The organism is Streptomyces europaeiscabiei (assembly GCF_036346855.1).
Taxonomy (GTDB): domain Bacteria; phylum Actinomycetota; class Actinomycetes; order Streptomycetales; family Streptomycetaceae; genus Streptomyces; species Streptomyces europaeiscabiei.
Genome location: NZ_CP107841.1, coordinates 4,169,396 through 4,193,887 on the forward strand (window position 1 = coordinate 4,169,396; position 24,492 = coordinate 4,193,887).

Below are 24,492 nucleotides of genomic sequence, written 5' to 3' on the forward strand. Positions count from 1 at the left end.
AAAGGCCCAACATCTGGAAACGCAAAAAGGCCCACACCATAAGGTGTGGGCCTTTCGCAATATTTGTTCGGCGGCGTCCTACTCTCCCACAGGGTCCCCCCTGCAGTACCATCGGCGCTGTAAGGCTTAGCTTCCGGGTTCGGAATGTAACCGGGCGTTTCCCTCACGCTATGACCACCGAAACACTATGAAACACTCAACCGCACCATCCCCCGTGACCAAACAAGGGAATGGGGTTGTTCGTGGTTTCAGAACCAACACAGTGGACGCGAGCAACTGAGGACAAGCCCTCGGCCTATTAGTACCAGTCAACTCCACCCGTTACCAGGCTTCCATATCTGGCCTATCAACCCAGTCGTCTACTGGGAGCCTTACCCCATCAAGTGGGTGGGAATACTCATCTCGAAGCAGGCTTCCCGCTTAGATGCTTTCAGCGGTTATCCCTCCCGAACGTAGCCAACCAGCCATGCCCTTGGCAGAACAACTGGCACACCAGAGGTTCGTCCGTCCCGGTCCTCTCGTACTAGGGACAGCCCTTCTCAATATTCCTGCGCGCGCAGCGGATAGGGACCGAACTGTCTCACGACGTTCTAAACCCAGCTCGCGTACCGCTTTAATGGGCGAACAGCCCAACCCTTGGGACCGACTCCAGCCCCAGGATGCGACGAGCCGACATCGAGGTGCCAAACCATCCCGTCGATATGGACTCTTGGGGAAGATCAGCCTGTTATCCCCGGGGTACCTTTTATCCGTTGAGCGACGGCGCTTCCACAAGCCACCGCCGGATCACTAGTCCCGACTTTCGTCCCTGCTCGACCCGTCGGTCTCACAGTCAAGCTCCCTTGTGCACTTACACTCAACACCTGATTGCCAACCAGGCTGAGGGAACCTTTGGGCGCCTCCGTTACTCTTTAGGAGGCAACCGCCCCAGTTAAACTACCCATCAGACACTGTCCCTGATCCGGATCACGGACCCAGGTTAGACATCCAGCACGACCAGACTGGTATTTCAACGACGACTCCACAACCACTGGCGTGGCCGCTTCAAAGTCTCCCAGCTATCCTACACAAGCCGAACCGAACACCAATATCAAACTGTAGTAAAGGTCCCGGGGTCTTTCCGTCCTGCTGCGCGAAACGAGCATCTTTACTCGTAGTGCAATTTCACCGGGCCTATGGTTGAGACAGTCGAGAAGTCGTTACGCCATTCGTGCAGGTCGGAACTTACCCGACAAGGAATTTCGCTACCTTAGGATGGTTATAGTTACCACCGCCGTTTACTGGCGCTTAAGTTCTCAGCTTCGCCACACCGAAATGTGACTAACCGGTCCCCTTAACGTTCCAGCACCGGGCAGGCGTCAGTCCGTATACATCGCCTTACGGCTTCGCACGGACCTGTGTTTTTAGTAAACAGTCGCTTCTCGCTGGTCTCTGCGGCCACCCCCAGCTCAAGGAGTAAATCCTCTCACCAGTGATGGCCCCCCTTCTCCCGAAGTTACGGGGGCATTTTGCCGAGTTCCTTAACCATAGTTCACCCGAACGCCTCGGTATTCTCTACCTGACCACCTGAGTCGGTTTAGGGTACGGGCCGCCATGAAACTCGCTAGAGGCTTTTCTCGACAGCATAGGATCATCCACTTCACCACAATCGGCTCGGCATCAGGTCTCAGCCACATGCACGACGGATTTACCTATCGCACGGCCTACACCCTTACCCCGGGACAACCACCGCCCGGGATGGACTACCTTCCTGCGTCACCCCATCACTCACCTACTGCAAGTCTGGTCCGTCGGCTCCACCACTTTCCTTTCCCCGAAGGGTCCGGAACGGCTTCACGGACTTAGCATCGCCTGGTTCAATGTTTGACGCTTCACAGCGGGTACCGGAATATCAACCGGTTATCCATCGACTACGCCTGTCGGCCTCGCCTTAGGTCCCGACTTACCCTGGGCAGATCAGCTTGACCCAGGAACCCTTAGTCAATCGGCGCAAACGTTTCTCACGTTTGTATCGCTACTCATGCCTGCATTCTCACTCGTGAACCGTCCACAACTCGCTTCCGCGGCTGCTTCACCCGGCACACGACGCTCCCCTACCCATCCACAGCGGGCGTTGGCCCTCATGCTGTATGAATGACACGACTTCGGCGGTACGCTTGAGCCCCGCTACATTGTCGGCGCGGAATCACTAGACCAGTGAGCTATTACGCACTCTTTCAAGGGTGGCTGCTTCTAAGCCAACCTCCTGGTTGTCTGTGCGACTCCACATCCTTTCCCACTTAGCGTACGCTTAGGGGCCTTAGTCGATGCTCTGGGCTGTTTCCCTCTCGACCATGGAGCTTATCCCCCACAGTCTCACTGCCGCGCTCTCACTTACCGGCATTCGGAGTTTGGCTAAGGTCAGTAACCCGGTAGGGCCCATCGCCTATCCAGTGCTCTACCTCCGGCAAGAAACACACGACGCTGCACCTAAATGCATTTCGGGGAGAACCAGCTATCACGGAGTTTGATTGGCCTTTCACCCCTAACCACAGGTCATCCCCCAGGTTTTCAACCCTGGTGGGTTCGGTCCTCCACGAAGTCTTACCTCCGCTTCAACCTGCCCATGGCTAGATCACTCCGCTTCGGGTCTTGAGCGTGCTACTCAGTCGCCCTGTTCGGACTCGCTTTCGCTACGGCTACCCCACTCGGGTTAACCTCGCAACACACCGCAAACTCGCAGGCTCATTCTTCAAAAGGCACGCAGTCACGACGCACCGAGTAAACTCGATGCGCGACGCTCCCACGGCTTGTAGGCACACGGTTTCAGGTACTATTTCACTCCGCTCCCGCGGTACTTTTCACCATTCCCTCACGGTACTATCCGCTATCGGTCACCAGGGAATATTTAGGCTTAACGGGTGGTCCCGCCAGATTCACACGGGATTTCTCGGGCCCCGTGCTACTTGGGTGTCTCTCAAACGAGCCGTCAATGTTTCAGCTACGGGGGTCTTACCCTCTACGCCGGACCTTTCGCATGTCCTTCGCCTACATCAACGGTTTCTGACTCGTCGACCAGCCGGCAGACTGATCAAGAGAGATCCCACAACCCCGTACACGCAACCCCTGCCGGGTCTCACACGTATACGGTTTGGCCTCATCCGGTTTCGCTCGCCACTACTCCCGGAATCACGGTTGTTTTCTCTTCCTGCGGGTACTGAGATGTTTCACTTCCCCGCGTTCCCTCCACTTGCCCTATGTGTTCAGGCAAGGGTGACAGCCCATGACGACTGCCGGGTTTCCCCATTCGGACACCCCCGGATCAAAGCCTGGTTGACGACTCCCCGGGGCCTATCGTGGCCTCCCACGTCCTTCATCGGTTCCTGGTGCCAAGGCATCCACCGTGCGCCCTTAAAAACTTGGCCACAGATGCTCGCGTCCACTGTGCAGTTCTCAAACAACGACCAACCACCCGTCACAACCCGCTCACGCAGATTTTTACCGGGGCCGGCACTGAAGGCAGCCATACGGCCATACCCTCAGACACCCAACAGCGTGCCCGACCGGTCCTCCGTCCGAAGATCATGCTTTCCACACTCTTACGAGCAGTACTCACAGCCTCCGGCCCGTGAACCGGCCGAATAATCAACGTTCCACCCATGAGCAACCACCGCAGAACATTCGCCTGCGTTATGGCCCTGGACCACCGGGCAAGCCCGGCAGCCTAGATGCTCCTTAGAAAGGAGGTGATCCAGCCGCACCTTCCGGTACGGCTACCTTGTTACGACTTCGTCCCAATCGCCAGTCCCACCTTCGACAGCTCCCTCCCTTACGGGTTGGGCCACCGGCTTCGGGTGTTACCGACTTTCGTGACGTGACGGGCGGTGTGTACAAGGCCCGGGAACGTATTCACCGCAGCAATGCTGATCTGCGATTACTAGCAACTCCGACTTCATGGGGTCGAGTTGCAGACCCCAATCCGAACTGAGACAGGCTTTTTGAGATTCGCTCCGCCTCACGGCTTCGCAGCTCATTGTACCTGCCATTGTAGCACGTGTGCAGCCCAAGACATAAGGGGCATGATGACTTGACGTCGTCCCCACCTTCCTCCGAGTTGACCCCGGCAGTCTCCTGTGAGTCCCCATCACCCCGAAGGGCATGCTGGCAACACAGAACAAGGGTTGCGCTCGTTGCGGGACTTAACCCAACATCTCACGACACGAGCTGACGACAGCCATGCACCACCTGTACACCGACCACAAGGGGGCGACCATCTCTGGCCGTTTCCGGTGTATGTCAAGCCTTGGTAAGGTTCTTCGCGTTGCGTCGAATTAAGCCACATGCTCCGCTGCTTGTGCGGGCCCCCGTCAATTCCTTTGAGTTTTAGCCTTGCGGCCGTACTCCCCAGGCGGGGAACTTAATGCGTTAGCTGCGGCACCGACGACGTGGAATGTCGCCAACACCTAGTTCCCACCGTTTACGGCGTGGACTACCAGGGTATCTAATCCTGTTCGCTCCCCACGCTTTCGCTCCTCAGCGTCAGTAATGGCCCAGAGATCCGCCTTCGCCACCGGTGTTCCTCCTGATATCTGCGCATTTCACCGCTACACCAGGAATTCCGATCTCCCCTACCACACTCTAGTCTGCCCGTATCGAATGCAGACCCGGGGTTAAGCCCCGGGCTTTCACATCCGACGCGACAGACCGCCTACGAGCTCTTTACGCCCAATAATTCCGGACAACGCTCGCGCCCTACGTATTACCGCGGCTGCTGGCACGTAGTTAGCCGGCGCTTCTTCTGCAGGTACCGTCACTTTCGCTTCTTCCCTGCTGAAAGAGGTTTACAACCCGAAGGCCGTCATCCCTCACGCGGCGTCGCTGCATCAGGCTTTCGCCCATTGTGCAATATTCCCCACTGCTGCCTCCCGTAGGAGTCTGGGCCGTGTCTCAGTCCCAGTGTGGCCGGTCGCCCTCTCAGGCCGGCTACCCGTCGTCGCCTTGGTGAGCCGTTACCTCACCAACAAGCTGATAGGCCGCGGGCTCATCCTTCACCGCCGGAGCTTTCCACACTCATCGGATGCCCGAGAGTGTTGTATCCGGTATTAGACCCCGTTTCCAGGGCTTGTCCCAGAGTGAAGGGCAGATTGCCCACGTGTTACTCACCCGTTCGCCACTAATCCCCACCGAAGTGGTTCATCGTTCGACTTGCATGTGTTAAGCACGCCGCCAGCGTTCGTCCTGAGCCAGGATCAAACTCTCCGTGAATGTTTACCCGTAATCGGGTCGACACCACGAGAGCGGAACAGTCAGGCGGAATAAGCCCGACCGTTCACAGCGTCCTCGCTGTGTTTTACTTCAAAGGAACCTCGACCACCGAAAAGTTTCGGCGGACGGGGTATCAACATATCTGGCGTTGATTTTTGGCACGCTGTTGAGTTCTCAAGGAACGGACGCTTCCTTTGTACTCACCCAAGCTACTCTCGGGCTTTCCTCCGGGCAGTTTCCCTTCGGTCTTGCGTTTCCAACTCTACCAGATCCGTTTTCCGATCCGTTTCCGGTCGAAATTCATTTCCAGTGGCCGTTGGGGGCCTTGCCTAATTGATTGCCCTGCGGCTTTCTTTCGGCGAGTCCGACTTTATCAGAAGCTTTTGGCCGGACTGACCGGCCACTTGTTCTGAATCATCGGGTGGGCTCACTCGGGAAATCACATTCACGAGAAGCCGATAGATTCTCACTGTCACCTGGGGCATATCCACCTCTAGGCAACTGTTCTAATCTACCTCCCCACACGCACCGTGTCAACGGCTCTTGCGGGAACGAAGAGGAGACTAACAGCCCGACGGGGGTGAACGCACATCAGGCGGCTGTGGGGACCGCGGCGCTGCGTTCGTGCTCCTCGACGTCGCCCGTGTCACCGGCCCGGACGGCGCGTCCGCCCAGGACATAGACGTAGGTGAGGAAGGCGAGCTCGGCGAGGACGCCGATGCTGATGCGGGCCCAGGTCGGCAGGCCGGAGGGGGTGACAAAGCCTTCGATGGCGCCAGAGACGAAGAGAACCAGCGCCAGGCCTATCGCCATGCCCAGGGCGGCTCGCCCCTCCTCGGCCAGGGCCGAGCGGCGTGTGCGGAGGCCTGGGTCGATCAGGGTCCAGCCGAGGCGCAGCCCCGTGCCGGCGGCAACGAAGACGGCGGTCAGCTCCAGCAGTCCGTGCGGGAGGATCAGGCCGAGGAACACGTCGAGGCGGCCGGCCGAGGTCATGAGGCCGATGCCGACACCCAGGTTGAGCATGTTCAGGAGCAAGATCCAGAGGACCGGCAGGCCCAGGAAAATGCCCAGGACCAGGCACATCGCGGCGGCCTGCGCATTGTTCGTCCAGACCTGGGCTGCGAAGGAGGCGGCGGGATGGCTGGAGTAGTACGTCTCGTACTGGCCGCCGGGGCGGGTCATCTCGCGCAGTGCGTCGGGGGCCGCAATGGTGGCCTGGACCTCCGGGTGCGTGCCGATCCACCAGCCGAGGAGCACGGCGACGAGGGTGGAGAGCAGTGCGGTGGGGACCCACCAGTGACGGGAGCGGTAGACCGCGGCGGGGAAGCCATGCGTCAGGAAGCGGGTGACGTCGCGCCAGGAGGCCCGTCGGTTTCCTGTCACGGCGCTACGCGCGCGTGCCACCAGTTGGCTGAGGCGCCCGGTGAGCTGAGGGTCGGGAGCACTCGACTGGATCAGTGAGAGATGGGTGGCCGTGCGCTGGTAGAGGGCGACGAGTTCGTCGACCTCGGCACCGTCGAGGCGGCGCTGGCGGCGGAGCAGGGAGTCGAGGCGGTCCCACTCGGCACGATGGGCGGACACGAAGACATCGAGGTCCATCGGGTGTGCTGCTCCTCGTCCCTCTCATACTGCGTGCCGACTTGTCGTACTGGTCGTACTGCGGCGCGATGTGACCTCAGCTTGGCAGACTGGCCACTCTCGGGGCAGGTCAGGGGATGAAACCGGAAGGACTACGGGTGTGAGTGAGCTAGTGACGGGCGAGGCGGTGGCGCTGGAGCTGCGTCCCGCGAAGCTGCCGAGCCGGGCGCTGGCCGTGCTGCTCGACCTGATCGTGGCCATGGTCGTGTACCTCGCGGTGGTCCTGATCCTGGTGCTGTCGACGGCCGGCCTCGACGAGGCCGCGCAGACGGCGATATCCATCGCGAGCTTCCTGCTCGTCCTGGTGGGCGGGCCGATCGCGGTGGAGACGCTGAGCCATGGACGTTCGCTGGGGAAGCTGGCGTGCGGGCTGAGGGTGGTGCGGGACGACGGAGGACCGATCCGGTTCCGGCACGCGCTCGTGCGTGGTGCGGTCGGGGTGGTCGAGATCCTGATGACCTTCGGGGTCGTCGCGTGCATCGCCTCGCTCGTGTCGGCGCGGGGGCGGCGGCTGGGTGACGTGTTCGCTGGGACGCTGGTCGTGCGGGAGCGGGTGCCGGCCGGGCAGACGGCGTTCGTGCCTCCGCCGCCGCCCTGGCTCGTGGGGCAGTTCTCCCGGCTCGACCTGTCCGCCGTTCCTGACGGGCTGTGGCTGGCCATCCGCCAGTACCTGACGCGGATGCGACAGCTGGACCCTCATGTCGGCGCGGCGATGGCGGAACGTCTCGCCTCGGACCTCGCGGCGCGGACGGGTGCTCCGGCGCCGTACGGGGTGCCGCCGGGCGCGTATCTGGCGGCCGTGGTGCACGAGCGGCAGGCGCGGGATGCTCGACAGGCGTTCGGGGGCGCGGCCGGTGTGGGGGGCGTGCCGAATGCGGCGGGTGCGGTCGCAGGGGGTGCGGCCGTGGGTGGTGTCGTGCCGGGCGCGCCGGCCGGTGGGCCCGGCTGGGGTGGGCCGGTGGCACAGCCTCCGGTCGCTCCGGTGTACGGACCGCCCGAGGCATATGCGGACCCTGCCCCGCCTTCGGGCGCCCCCGGGTATGTATCGCCTGGGGGAGTCGCAGGTGCTGGTCATGGGGCTGGTGTGCCCGGCGTGGCTGTGCACGGGGCACCGGTGGTCCCCCAGTCTCCGCACGAGCCGCCTGCTGAGCGGCCGAGCACCGGGTTCGCGCCGCCTGCGTAGGCCATGGCCCCGCCGCCGAGCCGCTGCCGGGCGGGCATCGGTGTCAGTCGTACGGCGACTTCAGCCGAACGTCGACGGCGGTGTTTCCAGGTGTTCCAGCTCGATTCCGGGTGCCGCCAGGACGACGTCGCCGGCGAGGTGAACGGTGTGCCGCTCGCCCGTGTCCAGGGCTGTGACCTGGTATGTGTCCACGGTCAGAGGGCCGTTGTCAGTGGCGTGTGCTTCTCTTTCGATCAGAGCCCAGGACTGGTCAGAGGTGCGCGGGGCGAGGACCGGGTCGGTGAAGGCGACGAGGCGTACGCGGGTGGCGGGCGCGGAGGGGGTGAGGCGCAGGAGGCGTGCCGTGGCGATCAGGAACGCCGGGGAGGTGCCGGTGAACGCATGGGCGCGGACATTGCCTTCGGTGGCCTCCGTGCCGGTGGGGTCGGTGCGGACCCAGGTGACGCCGTCGAGGGCGGCGCCGCGGACCTGCCAGCTCGCGGCGTGGAGTTCGAGGCGGATGGGGCGGCCGAGTTCGTCGAGGGCGAGGTCGACGGAGCCGACGTGGTCGCCGGACGGAGCGGTCAGCTGGGAGACATAGCGCCAGCCGGACGGGCCGGGCGCGCAGTGGAAGTGTTCTTCTGCGAGGAGGGTGTGGTCGTGCGTGTCGTGAAGTGAATACCGGCCGCGAGGCATGGGGGTCCTGGGTCTTGACGGGCTGGTCCGGCCGGCGAGCGGGGCGCGGGCCGAACGGGCAGGCCCCCGGCACGGGGGTGCGGGGGCCTGCCCGGGAGTTGCGGCCGGGACGGGTGCGTCTGTGCACGGACGCACCCGTCGCCGGGCGGATCAGTAGCGGTAGTGGTCCGACTTGTACGGGCCGTCGATCTCGACGCCGATGTACGAGGCCTGCTCCGGGCTGAGCGTCGTGAGCTTCACACCGAGCGCGTCGAGGTGAAGGCGGGCGACTTTCTCGTCGAGGTGCTTGGGCAGCGTGTAGACGCCGGTGGGGTACTCCTCGGGCTTGGTGAACAGCTCGATCTGGGCCAGCGTCTGGTCCGCGAAGGAGTTGGACATCACGAACGACGGGTGACCGGTGGCGTTGCCCAGGTTCAGCAGGCGGCCCTCGGACAGGACGATGAGGACCTTGCCGTCCGCGAACTTCCAGGTGTGGACCTGGGGCTTGACCTCGTCCTTGACGATGCCGGGGATCTTCGCGAGGCCGGCCATGTCGATCTCGTTGTCGAAGTGGCCGATGTTGCCGACGATGGCCTGGTGCTTCATCTTGGCCATGTCGGCGGCCATGATGATGTCCTTGTTGCCGGTCGTGGTGATGAAGATGTCGGCCGTCTCGACGACCTCGTCGAGCGTGGTGACCTGGTAGCCGTCCATCGCCGCCTGCAGAGCGCAGATCGGGTCGATCTCGGTGACGATGACACGGGCGCCCTGTCCGCGCAGGGACTCCGCGCAGCCCTTGCCCACGTCGCCGTAGCCGAAGACGACCGCGGTCTTGCCGCCGATGAGGACGTCGGTGGCGCGGTTGATGCCGTCGATCAGGGAGTGGCGGCAGCCGTACTTGTTGTCGAACTTCGACTTGGTGACGGCGTCGTTCACGTTGATCGCCGGGAACAGGAGGTCGCCGTCGCGCTGCATCTCGTACAGGCGGTGGACGCCGGTGGTGGTCTCCTCGGTCACGCCGCGGATCTCCGAGGCGAGCTGGGTCCACTTCTGCGAGCCCTCGGTGATGGTCCGGTCGAGGAGTTCGAGGACGACGCGGTGCTCGTCGGACTCGGCGGTGTCGGCGGAGGGGACCTTGCCTTCCTTCTCGTACTGGACGCCCTTGTGGACGAGCATGGTGGCGTCGCCGCCGTCGTCCAGGATCATGTTCGGGCCGCCGGTGGGGGTGTTCGGCCAGGTCAGCGCCTGCTCCGTGCACCACCAGTACTCCTCCAGGGTCTCGCCCTTCCAGGCGAAGACCGGGACGCCCTGCGGGTTCTCGGGCGTGCCGTTCGGGCCGACCGCGATGGCGGCGGCGGCATGGTCCTGGGTGGAGAAGATGTTGCAGGACACCCAGCGGACCTCGGCGCCCAGGGCGACCAGGGTCTCGATCAGGACGGCGGTCTGCACGGTCATGTGCAGCGAGCCCATGATCCGGGCGCCGGCCAGCGGCTGAGTTGCGGCGAACTCCTTGCGGATCGCCATCAGGCCGGGCATCTCGTGCTCGGCGAGGGTGATCTCCTTGCGGCCGAAAGCGGCCAGGGAGAGATCGGCGACCTTGAAGTCCTGTCGGTTGTCGACAGTCGTCATTGCGGGCTGCTCCTCGGTGTCGGGTCGAGGGTGGGTAGGGCTGGTCTGCGCGGCGGCGGACACAGGGGTGCCCCGAAGAGGACACAGGCATGCCCGCGTGCGCGCAGCGCAGTCCGTCGGAGGCCCTCTCTCCCTCGGCCGGTCCCCGGTGGGACCGCCCGACCGCCATCAGCAGCGACGTCTGGCTCCGTCCCAAGCTACACCGGTCGGCCCGGCCCGCCCCAGTCTTCCTGCGTACGGATCAGGCCGAAGGGGCGGAGAGTAGGGAGATCCTTGGACCTGGGACGGGAAACGTGTGGGGCCCGCCGCGTTGGTTTCGCGACGGGCCCCGGTGTCCTGCTGAATGCCGGTGAGTCAGTGTTCGGTGGTGGGCGCCGGGCCGCCGGGGGCGGCCTCGGGGTCGGCGCCCTTGGCGGCCTCCGCCTCGCTGTAGATGTCGGGCTCCAGGTAGATGACGCGGGCGATCGGGACGGCCTCGCGGATGCGGGCCTCGGCGGCGTCGATCGCGTTGGCGACCTCGGTGGCCGTCTCGTCGTGCCGGACGGCGATCTTGGCGGCGACCAGCAGCTCCTCGGGGCCGAGGTGGAGCGTGCGCATGTGGATGATGGCGGGGACCGTGTCGCCGTCGACGATCGCGGCCTCGATCTTCCTGACGTCCTCCACGCCGGCGGCCTCGCCCAGGAGCAGCGACTTGGTCTCGGCGGCCAGGACGATCGCGATGAGGATGAGCAGGACACCGATGCAGAGCGTGCCGATGCCGTCCCAGACGCCGTCGCCGGTGGCGAGGGCCAGGCCGACGCCGCCGAGGGCGAGGATCAGACCGACGAGCGCGCCCAGGTCCTCAAGGAGCACGACCGGGAGCTCGGGGGCCTTGGCGTGGCGGACGAAATCCTTCCAGGACTGGGTGCCGCGGAGCGTGTTGGACTCCTTGATGGCGGTTCGGAAGGAGAAGGTCTCGGCGATGATCGCGAAGACGAGGACGCCGACCGGCCAGTACCAGTTCTCGATCTCGTGCGGTTCCTTGATCTTCTCGTAGCCCTCGTAGATGGCGAACATGCCGCCGACGGAGAAGAGGACGATGGAGACGAGGAAGGCGTAGATGTAGCGCTCGCGGCCGTAGCCGAAGGGGTGTTGCGGGGTCGCCTCGCGCTGGGCCTTCTTGCCGCCGAGGAGGAGCAGGCCCTGGTTGCCGGAGTCGGCGAGGGAGTGCACGGACTCCGCGAGCATCGATGACGAGCCGCTGAAGACGAACGCCACGAACTTCGCTACCGCGATCGCGAGGTTGGCGGCGAGTGCCGCCACGATCGCCTTGGTGCCGCCTGACGCGCTCATGTGTCCGAGGTGTCCCTTCGCCTACGCATATGTCTGTGCATGGGCATGGGTACCCACGCTTCCGTCCGTCACCGGCCGGGCTTTGCCCGCCTTTTGCAGGGGGCATTGTTGCAGCCCGGTCCGGCGCCGGTGCGCCAGGCTGTGGATCAGAGGTGGTTCAGGCCGCTCGCGCGACGTCTTGCGCCGCTCAGGCGACCACGGTGGCGCGGAACAGGGTGCCCGGTCCGGACACCTCGGCCTTCTCGTCCGCCGGTACGAAGACGGACTCGCCGGGGGCGAGCGTGTGTTCGCCCGCGCGGACCGAACCGGCCGTGCAGAGGAGGATCTGCGGGGTGGCGCGGGTGAGGTCGTGCGGGGCGGTGGCCTCGGGGAGAACGAGGCGGGAGAGGCGGAACTCGTCGATGGGGGTCTCGTAGACCTCCTCGCCGTCGGGGGACGCCTCGGGGCGCAGGACGCCGGGGTCGGTCGCCTCGAAGCGGACGATGCGCAGGAGTTCGGGGACGTCGACGTGCTTGGGGGTCAAGCCGCAGCGCAGGACGTTGTCGGAGTTGGCCATGATCTCTACGCCGAGGCCGTTCAGGTACGCGTGCGGGATGCCGGCGCCCAGGAACAGGGCTTCGCCGGGCTGCAGGCGTACGTGGTTGAGGAGCATGGCGGCGATGACGCCGGGATCTCCGGGGTAGTGGTGGGCGATGTCGGCGTAGGGGGCGTGGGCCCCGCCGAGGCGGGCGCAGGCGTCCGCGGCCTCGGTGACCGTGTGGGACATGTCCTCGGGGTCGGCGCTCAGGACGGCGGTCAACACCTCGCGCAGTGCGGCCTCTTCGGGGTGGGCGTGCAGGAGGTCGACGTACGGCTTGAGGGAGTCGACGTCGAGGGCGGCGAGCAAGGCGGCGGCCTGGAGCGGGGCGCGGAAACCGCACAGGCCGTCGAACTCCGTGAGGGCGCAGATGAGTTCCGGCTTGTGGTTGGCGTCCTTGTAGTTGCGGTGGCCCGCGTCGATCGGGATTCCGCGCCGCTCCTCGTCCTCGTAGCCCTCCCTGGCCTGTTCGAGGTCGGGGTGGACCTGGAGGGAGAGGGGGGCGCCGGCGGCGAGGAGCTTCAGGAGGAACGGGAGGCGGGGGCCGAACTTGGCGACCGTCTGGAACCCCAACTCACGTTCCGGGTCCTCGTCGATCACCTCGGTGAGGGGGCCGCGCCCGGTGCGCGAGGGTGCGCCGGGGTGGGCGCCCATCCACATCTCCGCCTGCGGCTCGCCGGTGGGGGCCACGCCGAGGAGCTGCGGGATGGCGGTGGTCGAACCCCAGGCGTAGGGGCGGACGGTGTTGTCGAGGCGGTCCATGGTGTGTGCTTCTCCGTAGGTGGGGAGCCGGCCGAGGCCCCGGTCAGGGTCGGGCTCCGGTAAGGGTCAGGCTCCGGAAGCGAGCGACAGGTAAACGGCGGCGAAATCCGTGATGGCGATCATCTCCGCGAGGGTTTCCAGGTCGCTGCCTTCCTCGGGTTCCAGCTCGCTGATCGCGGCGTCGTGGCCGAGGGCCAGCTCGCGAGCTGCCGGGACGGCGCTCAGACCGCCGGTCGGGCGGTCTCGGACGAGCACCACGCGCGCGTGCAGGACGGGTGCGTCCTCGACGCGGTCGCGGAAGAAGTCGTCGGGGTCGGCGTTCGCGGCGAGCGGGCCGGTCAACAGCACCGTGTGTGAGGCAAGGGCCTCTGGGAGCTGGGCGGCGAGGGCGGGGCGGCCCGCCAGTTCGGCGAGCGCGGAGGCGAAACGACGACCCACCGGTCCCGCGGTCTGGCCCTCGGTCCAGATCAGCGGGAGCACGTCGGCCAGCTCGGCGGCGAGCGTCTTGGCGGGGTTGCTGTAGGTGGCGATCGCCGGGCCACAGCGCTCGGCGACCCGGTCGAGTCGGTCGGCGACCTTCTGCAGGGCCTCCGGCGGGGCGTCGACCAGGCCCGTACGGTCCAGCAGCGCGAGCATCGGGGTGAGCAGCGCCCACAGGACTCCGGGGGCGGCGGCGCCGAGGGGCACCTCCTGCTCGTACGGGGCGGTCGCCATCGGTACGAAGAGGCCGTGGGCGGCTTCCACCGCGTCGGCCACAGGGGTGCCGGCCGGGGCGACCGCGACGACCGTGCTGCCACGGCGGTACGCCTGTTCGACGAGGATCGCCAGACCTGCTTCGCTGCCGTCCGCGGTGGCGACCAGGAGGAGGTCGACCGGGCCCGCCCAGCCGGGCAGCTCCCAGCGGAGGGCGCCCGCGGCGGGGGCCACGCCGGTGGGGTGGAGGCGGGTGATGGGGCAACTGGACCCCGCGAGGGCGCCGAGCAGGTCGGCGACGCCCGCGGAGGCCATGCCGGGGCCCGCGATCAGGAGGCCGCGGGGGCGGCCGTCCGGTTTCAGGTCCGGGATGCCGGCCTCGGTGCCGAGGCGGATGGCCGTACGGACCCTGGCGCCGGCCTCGGCGGCGCCGCGGAGCAGGTCGCGGCGGTCCGCCTGCGACAGGGCTTCGGGGGTGTCTAGCAGCGATTCGTCGAGCATGGGCGGCAGCCTCCGATCGCCGGGTGCCCTTTTCACCTGTACGCCGGGTCTTCCCGGCTCGTGCGGGGTTACGCCTCGCGGGAGAGTTCGATCGCGTGGGTCACGCGGGGCGGCGGGCCTCGTCGACGAGGAGTACGGGGATGCCGTCCCGGATCGGGTAGGCGAGGCCGCATTCCTGGCTGGTACAGGCCAGCTCGGTGTCCTCCTCCGCTAGGGGGGCGTGGCACGCCGGGCAGGCGAGGATCTCCAGGAGGCCGGCTTCGAGCGCCATGTCGGGTCCCTTCGGGGGCGGGTTCGTGCGGTGCGGCCTGGTCAGAGTACCGCCGTGGAGGAGTTGGCGCCGGGGTTGGGGTCCGGTGCTGTTGCGCCCCTGTCGCCCCTGCCCGTCCCATCCTCAGGGGCCGGCGCCCCCTCGACCCCGCACGCCTTCCGGCTCGGAGGGTGCGGGTTCGTGGGCGGGTTGTGTGCGGCGTTCCCGCAGTCCTCGCGCCCCTGGGAGCGCTGGGCGGGGCCCTGCCCATCCGTGCTCACGCTCTGATGATCCCCAGTACCTCGTCGCGGATCTTGGCCATCGTCGTCTCGTCCCTCGCCTCCGCGTTCAGGCGGAGCAGCGGTTCCGTGTTGGACGGGCGGACGTTGAACCACCAGTCCATCGAGGAGACGGTGAGGCCGTCGAGGTCGTCGAGGGTGACGTCCTCCCGGTTCTCGTACGCGGAGCGGACCGCCGCCAGGCGGTCCGTCTGGTCGGCGACCGTGGAGTTGATCTCGCCGGAGCCGGAGTAGCGGTCGTACTGGGCGACGAGGCCGGAGAGCGGGCCGTCCTGGCCGCCGAGGGCGGCGAGGACATGGAGGGCGGCCAGCATGCCCGTGTCGGCGTTCCAGAAGTCGGCGAAGTAGTAGTGGGCGGAGTGCTCGCCGCCGAAGATCGCGCCGGTTCTGGCCATCTCGGCCTTGATGAAGGAGTGGCCGACACGGGTGCGCACCGGCGTGCCGCCGTTCTCCTTCACCACCTCCGGAACGGACCAGGAGGTGATCAGGTTGTGGATGATCGTGCCCCTGCCGCCGTGCTTGGCGAGTTCGCGGGAGGCGACCAGGGCCGTGATCGCGGAGGGCGGGACGGGGTTGCCCTGCTCGTCGACGACGAAGCAGCGGTCGGCGTCGCCGTCGAAGGCGATGCCGAGGTCGGCGCCCTCCGCACGGACCCGCTTCTGGAGGTCGACGATGTTCGCCGGGTCGAGGGGGTTGGCCTCGTGGTTCGGGAACGTGCCGTCCAGTTCGAAGTACATCGGGACCAGGTCCAGCGGCAGGCCGGCGAAGACCGTCGGGACGGTGTGGCCGCCCATGCCGTTGCCCGCGTCGACGACGACCTTCAGGGGGCGGGTGGAGGTCAGGTCGACGAGGCCGAGGAGGTGCGCCGCGTAGTCCTCCAACGTGTCCCGCCGCGTGATCGTTCCAGGCGTCGCGGCCGGTCCCGGGGCACCCGACTCGGTCCAGCCCTCGACCAGTTCGCGGATCTCGGTGAGGCCGGTGTCCTGGCCGACGGGGGCGGCGCCCGCGCGGCACATCTTGATGCCGTTGTACCGGGCGGGGTTGTGGGAGGCCGTGAACATCGCGCCGGGCAGGTTCAGCGCGCCCGACGCGTAGTACAGCTGGTCCGTCGAACAGAGGCCGATCTCGGTCACGTCCACCCCGAGCGCCGCCGCCCCGCGCGCGAAGGCACGCGACAGGCCGGGCGAGGAGGGCCTCATGTCGTGGCCGGTCACGATGGCGTCCGCGCCGGTCACTTGCACGAAGGCCGCCCCGAGGAGCTCGGCCAGGGTCTCGTCCCACTGGTCCGGGACCACCCCTCGTACGTCGTACGCCTTCACGATCGTCGACAGATCAGCAGCCACGGACACATCCTCCTGAAGTCCTCACCCGGTCACCCAAACTACCCGCCCGAGCCGACAGGCGGCTGTGTGACCTCAGAGAACGCCCCCCGCGAGACCGATGGCCGCGTAAGCGACGGTCCGCCTCTGCGGCGAGATCATCCTGCTGAGGAGCCGCCGGAGCCGTTGGCGAGGCGCGGTTCGGGACCGTGGTGACGGTCGGCCAGGTGCGAACATCGCCCCTACGTGACTTTCATACCGTTTCACCTGATTTCAGGAAGGTTTGGCCGTATGGCCGGGTCGCTCCGGCCTTCACCACGCGCATCCGGGCGGCGAAGAAGAGTGCCATCTGCTTACGTACGGGGCGTGGGCGTGGGCGTGCGGGACTTCGCCTGGCGGGCACTGGTTCGTCTGCGTCGAGGTCCTCGTTGCGCCCGCCGGGGTACGGCTGCGAGGGCGGCCCGCACCCAGCAAGGTGGCGCAGATGTGGGCGAGTTGCGCGGGGACGTGACCGGAGGCGATGAACCGGCCGACGGCGAAGGCGGACCCCGCGCCAGGGCGGGTGCCAGGTTCTGTGCAGCCCGCGCTGCCCGTCGACGCGCCAGACCACGAGCCAGACCAGGACCAAGGTGCGCCACGAGGGCGAGCAGCGGCATCCTGCCGCCGACCACGAATGCGACGGCGACCAGAAGCAGTTCGATGACCGAGCGAGGGTGACGACCGGTGTGCCCATGGCGTCGAAGGTGACGCGCGCGTGGGCGACGAGGGTGACCACGTCGGCCTCTCCGGTTCGAAGCCGAACGCGCCGAAGCCGAACGCACACACGATCGGGGAGAGAACGGAACGCGGCCCCTTGGGTGGCGTCGGCGCACGCACGCCGCCGAGCAGGGCAGGACAGGGCCAGAAAGAGGACGGGGCGAAACCGTGTGAACGAAACAAGCCACGACGGGGGACGAGTGACCGCGGGGCATCACAACGGTCCCACTCAGGGCGTCAGTTGCCAGGCGGGCGCAGGGCTCAGTTGTCGGGTGAGCGCAGCACCCGGAGATGGCCGCGGCGGGCGACCTCCATCGGGTCCGCCCTGCGCGGGCCGCCGCCGGCCTCCGCGGCGCGCTGCTGCGGGCGGGCCGCCTCACGCACGGCGTTGGCAAGCGCTTCCAGGTCGTCACCGCTGGGGCGCGCGGGAGCCGAGGCGTCGAGCAGCCGTACGACCTCCCAGCCACGCGGCGCGGTGAGGCGCTCGGAGTGCTCTGCGCACAGGTCGTAGCAGTGGGGTTCGGCGTAGGTGGCGAGAGGGCCGAGGACCGCGGTCGAGTCGGCGTAGACGTACGTCAGCGTCGCGACGGCGGGGCGGCCGCAAGCGGTGCGCGAACAGCGACGTACAGGGCTCACGACGTTGGACGGTACCGCACTCTTGAGCGGGCCGCGACGACTCTCCACCAGGTCACTCCACCGTGTCGCGGCGTGAAACGCCCCACACGCCCCTCCGAACCCACCGCGTTGACCTGCGGGTAACCCCTCGTCCAGGATGCCGAACGGGCCGGAATTCAGTCAACTTCCGGCACAAACCATGCTAATTGACATGAGCTCACCGGCCTCGGAGAGGTATGGAATCGAGCCCAACCTTGGCTGGAATGGTCATCCTGCGACATGCCGTACGACCCACCGGGCACCGTCGCGCGGCGAGCCGGTTGGACGTGCCGGGTCGGCCGTGCCAGGTCAGGGGCGGCGGGTCGGTGTGTGCCGCCAGGGGTGTGGAGCCGGGCGGGCGGGACTTGTGGGGACTACGCTTCACAGGTGATGGACAACCTCGTACCGCCCCGCGCCGCCTCCGCACCCGGGCCCCGCCGCCGAGATCGGCACGGCAGGGGGATGCGCGGGCCCATCGCGCCGCCTCAGGTCCCGCTCGCGGCGAGTCGTGCGGAGGTGTTCGCGGATCTCGTTCAGGACTCCGTGGAGCGGCTGGAGCGGCGGTTGCCGCAGCTGGCGGACATCGACTTCCTCGTGCTGGAGGTGCCTCGGCTCGACGGGCCGGTGGACGGGGCCTGGAACGACGAGGCCGTGCCGCTCGGGGGGACCGTCGCGGCGCGGGAGGGGCGGCCGGCTCGGGTCGTCGTCTATCGGCGGCCGGTGGAGATTCGTACCAAGGGGCGCGACGAGCGGGCCGCACTGGTGCATGAGGTCGTGGTGGAGCAGGTGGCCGAGTTGCTGGGGCTCAACCCGGAGACTGTGGATCCTCGGTACGGGGAGGACTGACGCCGGGGTGCGCCCGGGAAGGGTTTCGCCCCCGCCGCCCCGTCCCGTCCCTCCCCCACTCTCGGCTTCGCTCGAACGGGAGGTGCCCCACCAGGGGCTGCGCCCCACCGGACCCCCGGCCGCGGGTCCGGTGGGGGCTGGCCGCGTAGCTCCCCGCGCCCTGAAAAAGCAGGGGCTGCGCCCCGTGCTTTTCGGCCCGCAAGGGCCGTGGCCTTCAGGGTCGCGGGAACTGCGCGAGCGACCACGATCCACCCGTACCCGCCGACGCACCCCGATCCTCCGAACTCTCCCGTGAAGGAACTACCTCTGCAGGATCGAGAGGTCCTGTTCCGCCTCCGGGACGGCTACCGTGCCTCGGTCGTCCGGGAGGGTCTGGATCGTGAAGGCGGGGACGGTGTCGAGCTTGGATTCCAGGATGCGGGAGGCGTAGACGGCGCCGCCCGAGATCGGCTCCACCGTGAGGGCGTACGTGCCCTTGAGGCCGCTCGGGGCGGGCATGTCGATGTTCTGGGTGGTGCCGGCCTTGATCGTGAAGGTCTTCGTCGTGGGCTCGCCGCCGCCGCTGCCGGCGGACGCGGTGACCTTGACCTTGGCCGCGCCGGTCGGGGCGGTGAGGGCGAGGGTCGTGCCCTTGGCGCGGTTGTCGGCGACCGTGGCGCGCGCGCCGACCGGGCGGGTCGCCGGGATGAAGGCCGTCTCCTGGTTGTCGCCCTTGCCGCGGACGACGCGGAGGGCGGCCACCACCGGGACCGACTGATCGGTGGGGGTCAGGAACAGGGAACCTGCCTCGCCGCGCGTGATGTCGCCCAGGTCCGCGGAGGCGGTCATGCCCGCCTTGACGTGCAGCGTCTCGTTGCCGGCCGGGGTGATCGAACCGTTGGGCGAGGCGAGGCGGAGCTTCAGGTCCGCGTCGGTCTCGCCGGGGGTGAAGGCCACGAGGGTCACGGAGGTGGCGTCCTTCGGGATGCCGGGGAGGACGAGGCTGCCGGCCGGGTCGGCCGCGGCGGCCAGCCAGTCGCCGCCCAGCTTGTCGTCGAGAGCCTGGACCGCGGCGGCGACCCGGCCGCTGCGGACGCTGACGTGGACGGTGAGGCCGGCCTCCTTCGCCGCGGTGAGCGTCGACAGCAGGACCGGCTCGGCGGCGCGGGGCTGGACCGTGATGCCGTCCCCCACCGTCGACTTCAGGGCGCCGTCCTTGCCGTAGAGCTCGATGTCGACGACGGCCGCCGAGTCGTCCGGGTTGACGAGGTGGACGTAGTCCGTGCGGCCCGCGGCCGTGCTGACGCCCGGGAACCAGAACTCCGTGTCCGGGGCGGTGCAGTTGACGCCGAGCAGGCCGCGGCCGGTGCCGGCGGCGACCTCGGTGGTCTCCTGGACCGTCCAGCCGGGTGCGAACTTCCCCTCGGCCGTGCCGATCAGCGCGGGCGAGTCGCCTCCGTCGGTGCTGCCGGTGACGGGTTTACCGGGCTCCTTGACGTCGACGACCGGCTTGGCGGCCTTGTCCTTGTCGCCCTTTTGGTCCTTGTCACCCTTGTCGGGGTCGGCGGAGCCCCCGCCCGCCGCGACGAGTTCGGCGCTGCCTTCGCCGCCGGTGCCCTCGGTGACGGGGGTGAAAGAGGTGTACGCGGTCTCCGCGAGGTCCGAGGTGCTCGGCTGGGGGCAGAGCAGACTCGTGCGCTGCACGGGCAGTTGGGCGGCCGCCTTCGCGGTGGTGTCGCCGCCGGAGGCGTCGGGGGCGCTGAACGCGGCGAAGCCGGTGACGGCGGCGAGGGCGGTCGTGCCGGCGATCAAGGACAGGGTCGTGCGGTTCACTGCTGGCTCCCGTCGGGGCGCTCACTGTCGGCGCCGGTGCCGTGCGACGGGTCGTACGTCGCGTCGTAGCCCTGGGTGTACGTCGGGTCGTACGAGGCCGTGTTGCCCCCGTAGGAGGCGTACGGGTCGTACTGGCCGCCTTGGTAGGGGTCGGCTTGGTAGTGCTGCTGCTGGTCGTACGTGCCCGCCGGGTACTGCTGGGCGCCCTGGTACTGCTGGTCGTACTGGCCGTATTCGGCGCCCGCGCCCACCTGGTTCGCGGCGTCCCACTGGCCGTAGGCCGGCTGCTGCGGGACGGGAGCGGCGAACGGGGTCTCCTCCGGAGACGGAGGCAGGCCGGGGTCCGTGGACTGTTCGGCCTCGGCCTCGGCCTCCGCCTGGGCGCGCAGGCGGCGGGCTCGGCGGCCGTCACCGGTGACGTCCTGGGCGGGTACGGCGACGGGCTCGTCGGGGAGGTCGTCGTCGACGTCCCGGCGGCGGCCGGGCAGGGCGAGGACGACGAGGACGACGGCGAGTGAGCCCTGGGCCCACAGCCAGCCGGTGTGGCTGACGGGGACGTCGAAGGTGACGTCCAGCCTGCCGCCGTCCACGGGCAGCTGGAAGCCCTGGGCCCAGCCGTCGACCGTGGTCGGGGTGAGCGGCTTGCCGTCGAGGGTGGCGGTCCAGGACTCGTCGGCGGTGTCGGCGAGGCGCAGGACGCGGCCCGAGCCGCCGGCCGGGATGGTGGTGTGCACGTCGACGGGGCCCGCGGCGACCGCCTTCGGGTCGCCGGAGGAGGTCTCGACGGTGACTCGGGCTACCTGGCGGTCCACCCGCCACAGGGCGCTGCCGTCCTGCTGGCTGAGGCGGCTCAGACCGGGCGTGGCGTCCAGGACGCGGCTGACCTCGCGCGGTGCTCCCGGCCGGACGAGGACGTAGCGCACGGCGAAGCCGCCGAGTTCGTCGGTCTGGTCGGCGCCGGAGCCCGCGACGAGGTTGGCGACGACCTTGTCGAGCTGCTTGTTCTTCCCCGCGGCGGCGGTGAGTTCGGCGTCGCCGAGACGGACGCCCGAGCCGCGGACCAGGGTGTAGCCGACCTTGGCGGTGGAGTCGCTGTCGAGGACCAGGGTGCGGGCCTGGTCGCGGGTGCCGCTCTCCTCGGCGACGAACGCGGGCACCTGGACGGGGTCGCGGCGCTCCAGGGGGCCGTCGGCACCGCCGAGCACCCATCCGGCGGCGGCCAGCAGCGGGCCGACGGCGGCGGCGAGCGCGATGAGCACGGCCACCGGCTGCCGCCAGCCGAAGCTCTGCTCGGCCACGCGGTGGCGCGCCCCGTCGGCGCCCAGGGTGGCGGCGGCGAGGAGCGCGATGCCGTAGACGAGGGTCGCGGGGCCGGCCCAGGTCGAGCCGTTGGAGAGGACCGCGAAGACAAGCGCCAGCAGGGCGGCCGTCCATGCGGTCCGGATCGCCAACTGCCGTTCCGCGCGGAGCAGGGCGGCCAGCGCGGCGAGGACGACGCCGATGAGGGTCAGCCCGCCGACCGTGCCGGGCCCGCCGGGGCTGATGCCGAGCAGATCGGTCGCCGTGGCCGTGCTGCCGCCGTACTCCAGACCGGCCTCCTCGAAGAAGCCGAACGGCAGCAGCGTCAGTGACCAGGGGGCCAGGATCAGCAGCGGGGTGGCCAGCTGGGCGAGGAAGCGCGGGCCGTAGGCGGTGATCTCGCGGCGGCGCACGGCGAGGAGCCCGAGGCCGAGGAGCAGCGCGATGGGCCACACGATGGGGGTGAACGCGGTGGTGATCGTCAGCAGCAGCGCGTACGCCCAGGTGGCGCGCCAGCTGCCGCGCGCCCCCGTGCTGTTGGTCAGGCCGCCGGCCGCGGCGCCCGCGCGGGCGATGAGGGGCAGCAGGATCGCGAGGACGGCGGTGCCGATGCGGCCGGTCGCGAGCGCGCCGGTGACGGCGGGCAGGAAGGCGTACACGACGGCCGCCCAGGCGCGCAGCAGCCGGGACTCGACCAGGGAGCGCGAGGCGAAGTACGCGGTGAAGCCGGCCAGGGGCACGGACGCCACGAGGAGCACGGTGACCGCGAGCCCGGCGGAGCCGAACAGCAGGGAGGCCAGCATGGCCACGATCGCCAGGTACGGCGGCGCGGCCTCGGCGCCGCCCGCGCCGACCGGGTGCCAGCCGTCCAGGTAGCGCGACCACAGCTCGGCGGAGTCGGCGGGGGCGGGCAGCAGGGTGCCGCCCGCGAGCGCGCCGCCACCGAGCAGTTCACGGCAGGCGACGAGCGAGGCGAGCAGCAGGAGCGCGAAGAGTACGGGCCCGGGTGCGCGCGCGATGCGCTTGAGCCGGGCGAACTGCTCGACCTGCAGGAAGTCGGCGTCGTCGTCGCCGGGCCCCGACTCGACCGCGCCGCCGTGCCGTCCGGCCTGGGGGGCCTCGGCGTCGGAGGTGCCGAACAGATCGCCCGCGACCTGTTCGACGGTGGCCCGGACGGTCGCGCCGGGTGGCGGGAACAGCGGGCGCAGCTCGCCCTTGTCCAGCTGCGAACGGCCTCGCCTGCGCCGCCCGGCGATGATCCGCTCGGGTCTCAGCAGCACGCTCAGCAGGCCGCGGATCTCGTCGACGGCCTGTCCGGGGACCTTGCCGACGAGGTACGCGACAGTCCTGACCAGGGTGCCCAGGACGATGCGCAGCAGCACCCAGGGCAGCTGGGCCGTACGGGAGTTGACGAGGAGGGTGTAGATCGCGCCCGCCTTGTCGACCATGTGCGGGGAGGCGGAGCCGCGGCCCGCGCAGTCGACGGTGCGGCGCTCTCGCGAGGACGCCTCGGCGTGCCGTACGACGGCTTCGGGGGCGACGAGGACGCGGTGCCCGGCGGTGGTGGCGCGCCAGCACAGGTCGACGTCGTCACGCATGAGGGGCAGGCGCCGGTCGAAGCCGCCCAGTTCCTCGAAGACGTCGCGGCGGATCAGCATGCCGGCGGTGGACACGGCGAGGCTGGGCTTGACGTGGTCGTGCTGGCCCTGGTCCTGTTCGCGGCGGTCCAGGCCGGTCCAGCGGCGGCCGGAGTTGGCGATGGTGACGCCGACCTCCAGGAGCTGACGGCGGTCGTACCAGCCGCGCAGCTTGGGGCCGACGACGGCGACGTCGTCCCGGCCCAGCTCGCGTTCGTTCTCCACGACCCGCAGCATCTGGGCGAGGGCGTCGGGCTCGGGGGCGCAGTCGTCGTGCAGCAGCCACAGCCACTGGACCGGTTCCCCGTGGGGGAGCTCCGGCATGTCGTACGCGTCGTCGCGCCAGCTGCGGGTGACCGGGTCCCAGCCGCTGGGGCGCCTCAGGTACGCCAGGTCGTCCTGGGTGAGGACGCCCGCGCTGCGGTTGGCCTCCTCGACGGCCTGGCCGAAACCGGTCCGTCGGGCGAGGTGCAGGACGCGGTCCGCGCCCAGGGCGTCGGAGAGGAGCTGGGCGGAGTCGTCCGCGCTGCCGGTGTCGGCCGCCATGGCACTCTGCACGGGGCGCTCCTGGCCGAGCAGCCCGGCGAGCGCGTCGGGCAGCCAGCGGGCGCCGTCGTGCGCGACGAGGACCGCGGTCACCACGTGACGTGGGAACTCAGGAGTGGCAGCGTCTTGGTGGGCTGAGGTGTGGCTGTGCACGGACATCGAGGTACGGGCCCCGGTTCGGTGGACTGCGGTGGACGTCATTTGTGTCCGGCGGGGACAGCGGGACGTCTCGGACGAGGGCCCACACTAACGGCAATGCAAAAGGGGCGGCGCGGAGCGCCTCGGTGAGGGGTGGTGGTCGGGAGACGGGCGGGCACAGCGGCCCGCCGCCTGTGGACAACCCACGTGCGACGGGCCGTACGTGTTCGGTTGTTCCTGTTCGACTGCTCCGGGACGGGTCGGATGTTCCGGCTCGGGGTCAGACGGCTGCCTTCTTGAGGCGGCGGCGCTCGCGCTCCGACAGACCGCCCCAGATACCGAACCGCTCGTCGTTGGCGAGGGCGTACTCAAGGCATTCGGAGCGGACCTCGCAGGCGAGGCAGACCTTCTTGGCCTCGCGGGTCGAGCCGCCTTTCTCGGGGAAGAAGGACTCGGGATCGGTCTGGGCGCACAGCGCGCGCTCCTGCCAGCCGAGTTCTTCGTCCGCGTCGTCGACCAGCAGTTGCTGCACGAGCTCGGTCATGTGCGCCCCTCGTCCGTCTTTCGCGTCCCCGTCGTGCGGCCGTTACCGATTTCGGCTGAACGACACGAGTGAAATTACAAGTGTGCTGCTACGGGCGAGTCAAGCCGAGATCTGCTATTGAGCCCCTTATTCACTCTGCGGAACCAAGGCTTTGCGGAAAGTGTTCAAATCGGCATAAA

General features: G+C 68.3%; 14 protein-coding genes and 3 rRNA genes. 2 read left to right on the forward strand and 15 right to left on the reverse strand.

The genetic code is table 11. The features are described from left to right. Positions 1-65 precede the first annotated feature (65 nt). The 4 genes from rrf to OG858_RS18005 all read right to left on the reverse strand — a co-directional run bounded on the left by rrf (position 66) and on the right by OG858_RS18005 (position 6,843). Positions 66-182, reverse strand: a 5S ribosomal RNA gene (gene rrf, locus OG858_RS17990). Between the two features lie 96 nt (positions 183-278). Then, positions 279-3,404 (reverse strand): 23S ribosomal RNA (locus OG858_RS17995). A gap of 314 nt (positions 3,405-3,718) precedes the next feature. Continuing rightward, positions 3,719-5,244, reverse strand: a 16S ribosomal RNA gene (locus OG858_RS18000). The 16S, 23S and 5S rRNA genes sit together here, the layout of an rRNA operon. A gap of 591 nt (positions 5,245-5,835) precedes the next feature. After that, positions 5,836-6,843, reverse strand: coding sequence for a stage II sporulation protein M (locus tag OG858_RS18005; protein ID WP_086746671.1), 1,008 nt, complete (start codon positions 6,841-6,843; stop codon positions 5,836-5,838). Positions 6,844-6,982: 139 nt separating this feature from the next. Here OG858_RS18005 and OG858_RS18010 point away from each other — a divergent pair, with 139 nt between their 5' ends. Next, positions 6,983-8,065 (forward strand): RDD family protein, encoded by a 1,083-nt coding sequence (locus tag OG858_RS18010; protein WP_179200792.1) that lies wholly within the window; start codon positions 6,983-6,985, stop codon positions 8,063-8,065. A 60-nt stretch (positions 8,066-8,125) separates the two neighbouring features. Here OG858_RS18010 and OG858_RS18015 read toward each other — a convergent pair whose 3' ends face one another. The 8 genes from OG858_RS18015 to OG858_RS18050 form a co-directional block, all read right to left on the reverse strand. Continuing rightward, entirely contained in the window at positions 8,126-8,740 is a 615-nt protein-coding gene (locus tag OG858_RS18015; protein WP_319067954.1) for a hypothetical protein, read from the reverse strand. Positions 8,741-8,890: 150 nt separating this feature from the next. Then, positions 8,891-10,348 carry an adenosylhomocysteinase gene (gene ahcY / locus OG858_RS18020; protein ID WP_327743957.1) on the reverse strand — a complete coding sequence of 486 codons (1,458 nt, stop codon included), beginning with the start codon at positions 10,346-10,348 and terminating at the stop codon, positions 8,891-8,893. 354 nt (positions 10,349-10,702) lie between these two features. Next, positions 10,703-11,680: a cation diffusion facilitator family transporter gene (locus OG858_RS18025; RefSeq protein WP_086746675.1), complete on the reverse strand. Its 978-nt coding sequence runs from the start codon at positions 11,678-11,680 to the stop codon at positions 10,703-10,705. A 187-nt stretch (positions 11,681-11,867) separates the two neighbouring features. Continuing rightward, positions 11,868-13,019, reverse strand: a complete 1,152-nt coding sequence (gene manA / locus OG858_RS18030; RefSeq protein WP_327748824.1) for a mannose-6-phosphate isomerase, class I — start codon at positions 13,017-13,019, stop codon at positions 11,868-11,870. Positions 13,020-13,085: 66 nt separating this feature from the next. Then, positions 13,086-14,213: an SIS domain-containing protein gene (locus tag OG858_RS18035; protein WP_086746677.1), complete on the reverse strand. Its 1,128-nt coding sequence runs from the start codon at positions 14,211-14,213 to the stop codon at positions 13,086-13,088. A 100-nt stretch (positions 14,214-14,313) separates the two neighbouring features. Next, on the reverse strand, positions 14,314-14,484 hold the full coding sequence (locus tag OG858_RS18040; protein ID WP_078935499.1) for a Trm112 family protein: 171 nt from the start codon (positions 14,482-14,484) through the stop codon (positions 14,314-14,316). A 256-nt stretch (positions 14,485-14,740) separates the two neighbouring features. After that, positions 14,741-16,105: a phosphomannomutase/phosphoglucomutase gene (locus OG858_RS18045; protein ID WP_328544718.1), complete on the reverse strand. Its 1,365-nt coding sequence runs from the start codon at positions 16,103-16,105 to the stop codon at positions 14,741-14,743. Between the two features lie 993 nt (positions 16,106-17,098). Then, positions 17,099-17,521: a DUF3499 domain-containing protein gene (locus OG858_RS18050; RefSeq protein ID WP_319262477.1), complete on the reverse strand. Its 423-nt coding sequence runs from the start codon at positions 17,519-17,521 to the stop codon at positions 17,099-17,101. A gap of 360 nt (positions 17,522-17,881) precedes the next feature. Between OG858_RS18050 and OG858_RS18055 the strand changes: the two genes are divergently transcribed. Further along, positions 17,882-18,337: a metallopeptidase family protein gene (locus tag OG858_RS18055; protein WP_079024057.1), complete on the forward strand. Its 456-nt coding sequence runs from the start codon at positions 17,882-17,884 to the stop codon at positions 18,335-18,337. Positions 18,338-18,637: 300 nt separating this feature from the next. Here the strand turns inward: OG858_RS18055 and OG858_RS18060 are convergent, their stop codons facing one another. The 3 genes from OG858_RS18060 to OG858_RS18070 form a co-directional block, all read right to left on the reverse strand. Continuing rightward, positions 18,638-20,149, reverse strand: a complete 1,512-nt coding sequence (locus tag OG858_RS18060; RefSeq protein ID WP_327724172.1) for a DUF5719 family protein — start codon at positions 20,147-20,149, stop codon at positions 18,638-18,640. After that, entirely contained in the window at positions 20,146-23,790 is a 3,645-nt protein-coding gene (locus tag OG858_RS18065) for a glycosyltransferase (RefSeq protein WP_328544717.1), read from the reverse strand. The genes OG858_RS18060 and OG858_RS18065 overlap by 4 nt, the downstream gene beginning before the upstream one ends. 259 nt (positions 23,791-24,049) lie before the next feature. Then, entirely contained in the window at positions 24,050-24,313 is a 264-nt protein-coding gene (locus OG858_RS18070) for a WhiB family transcriptional regulator (protein WP_003975777.1), read from the reverse strand. Positions 24,314-24,492: the final 179 nt, after the last annotated feature.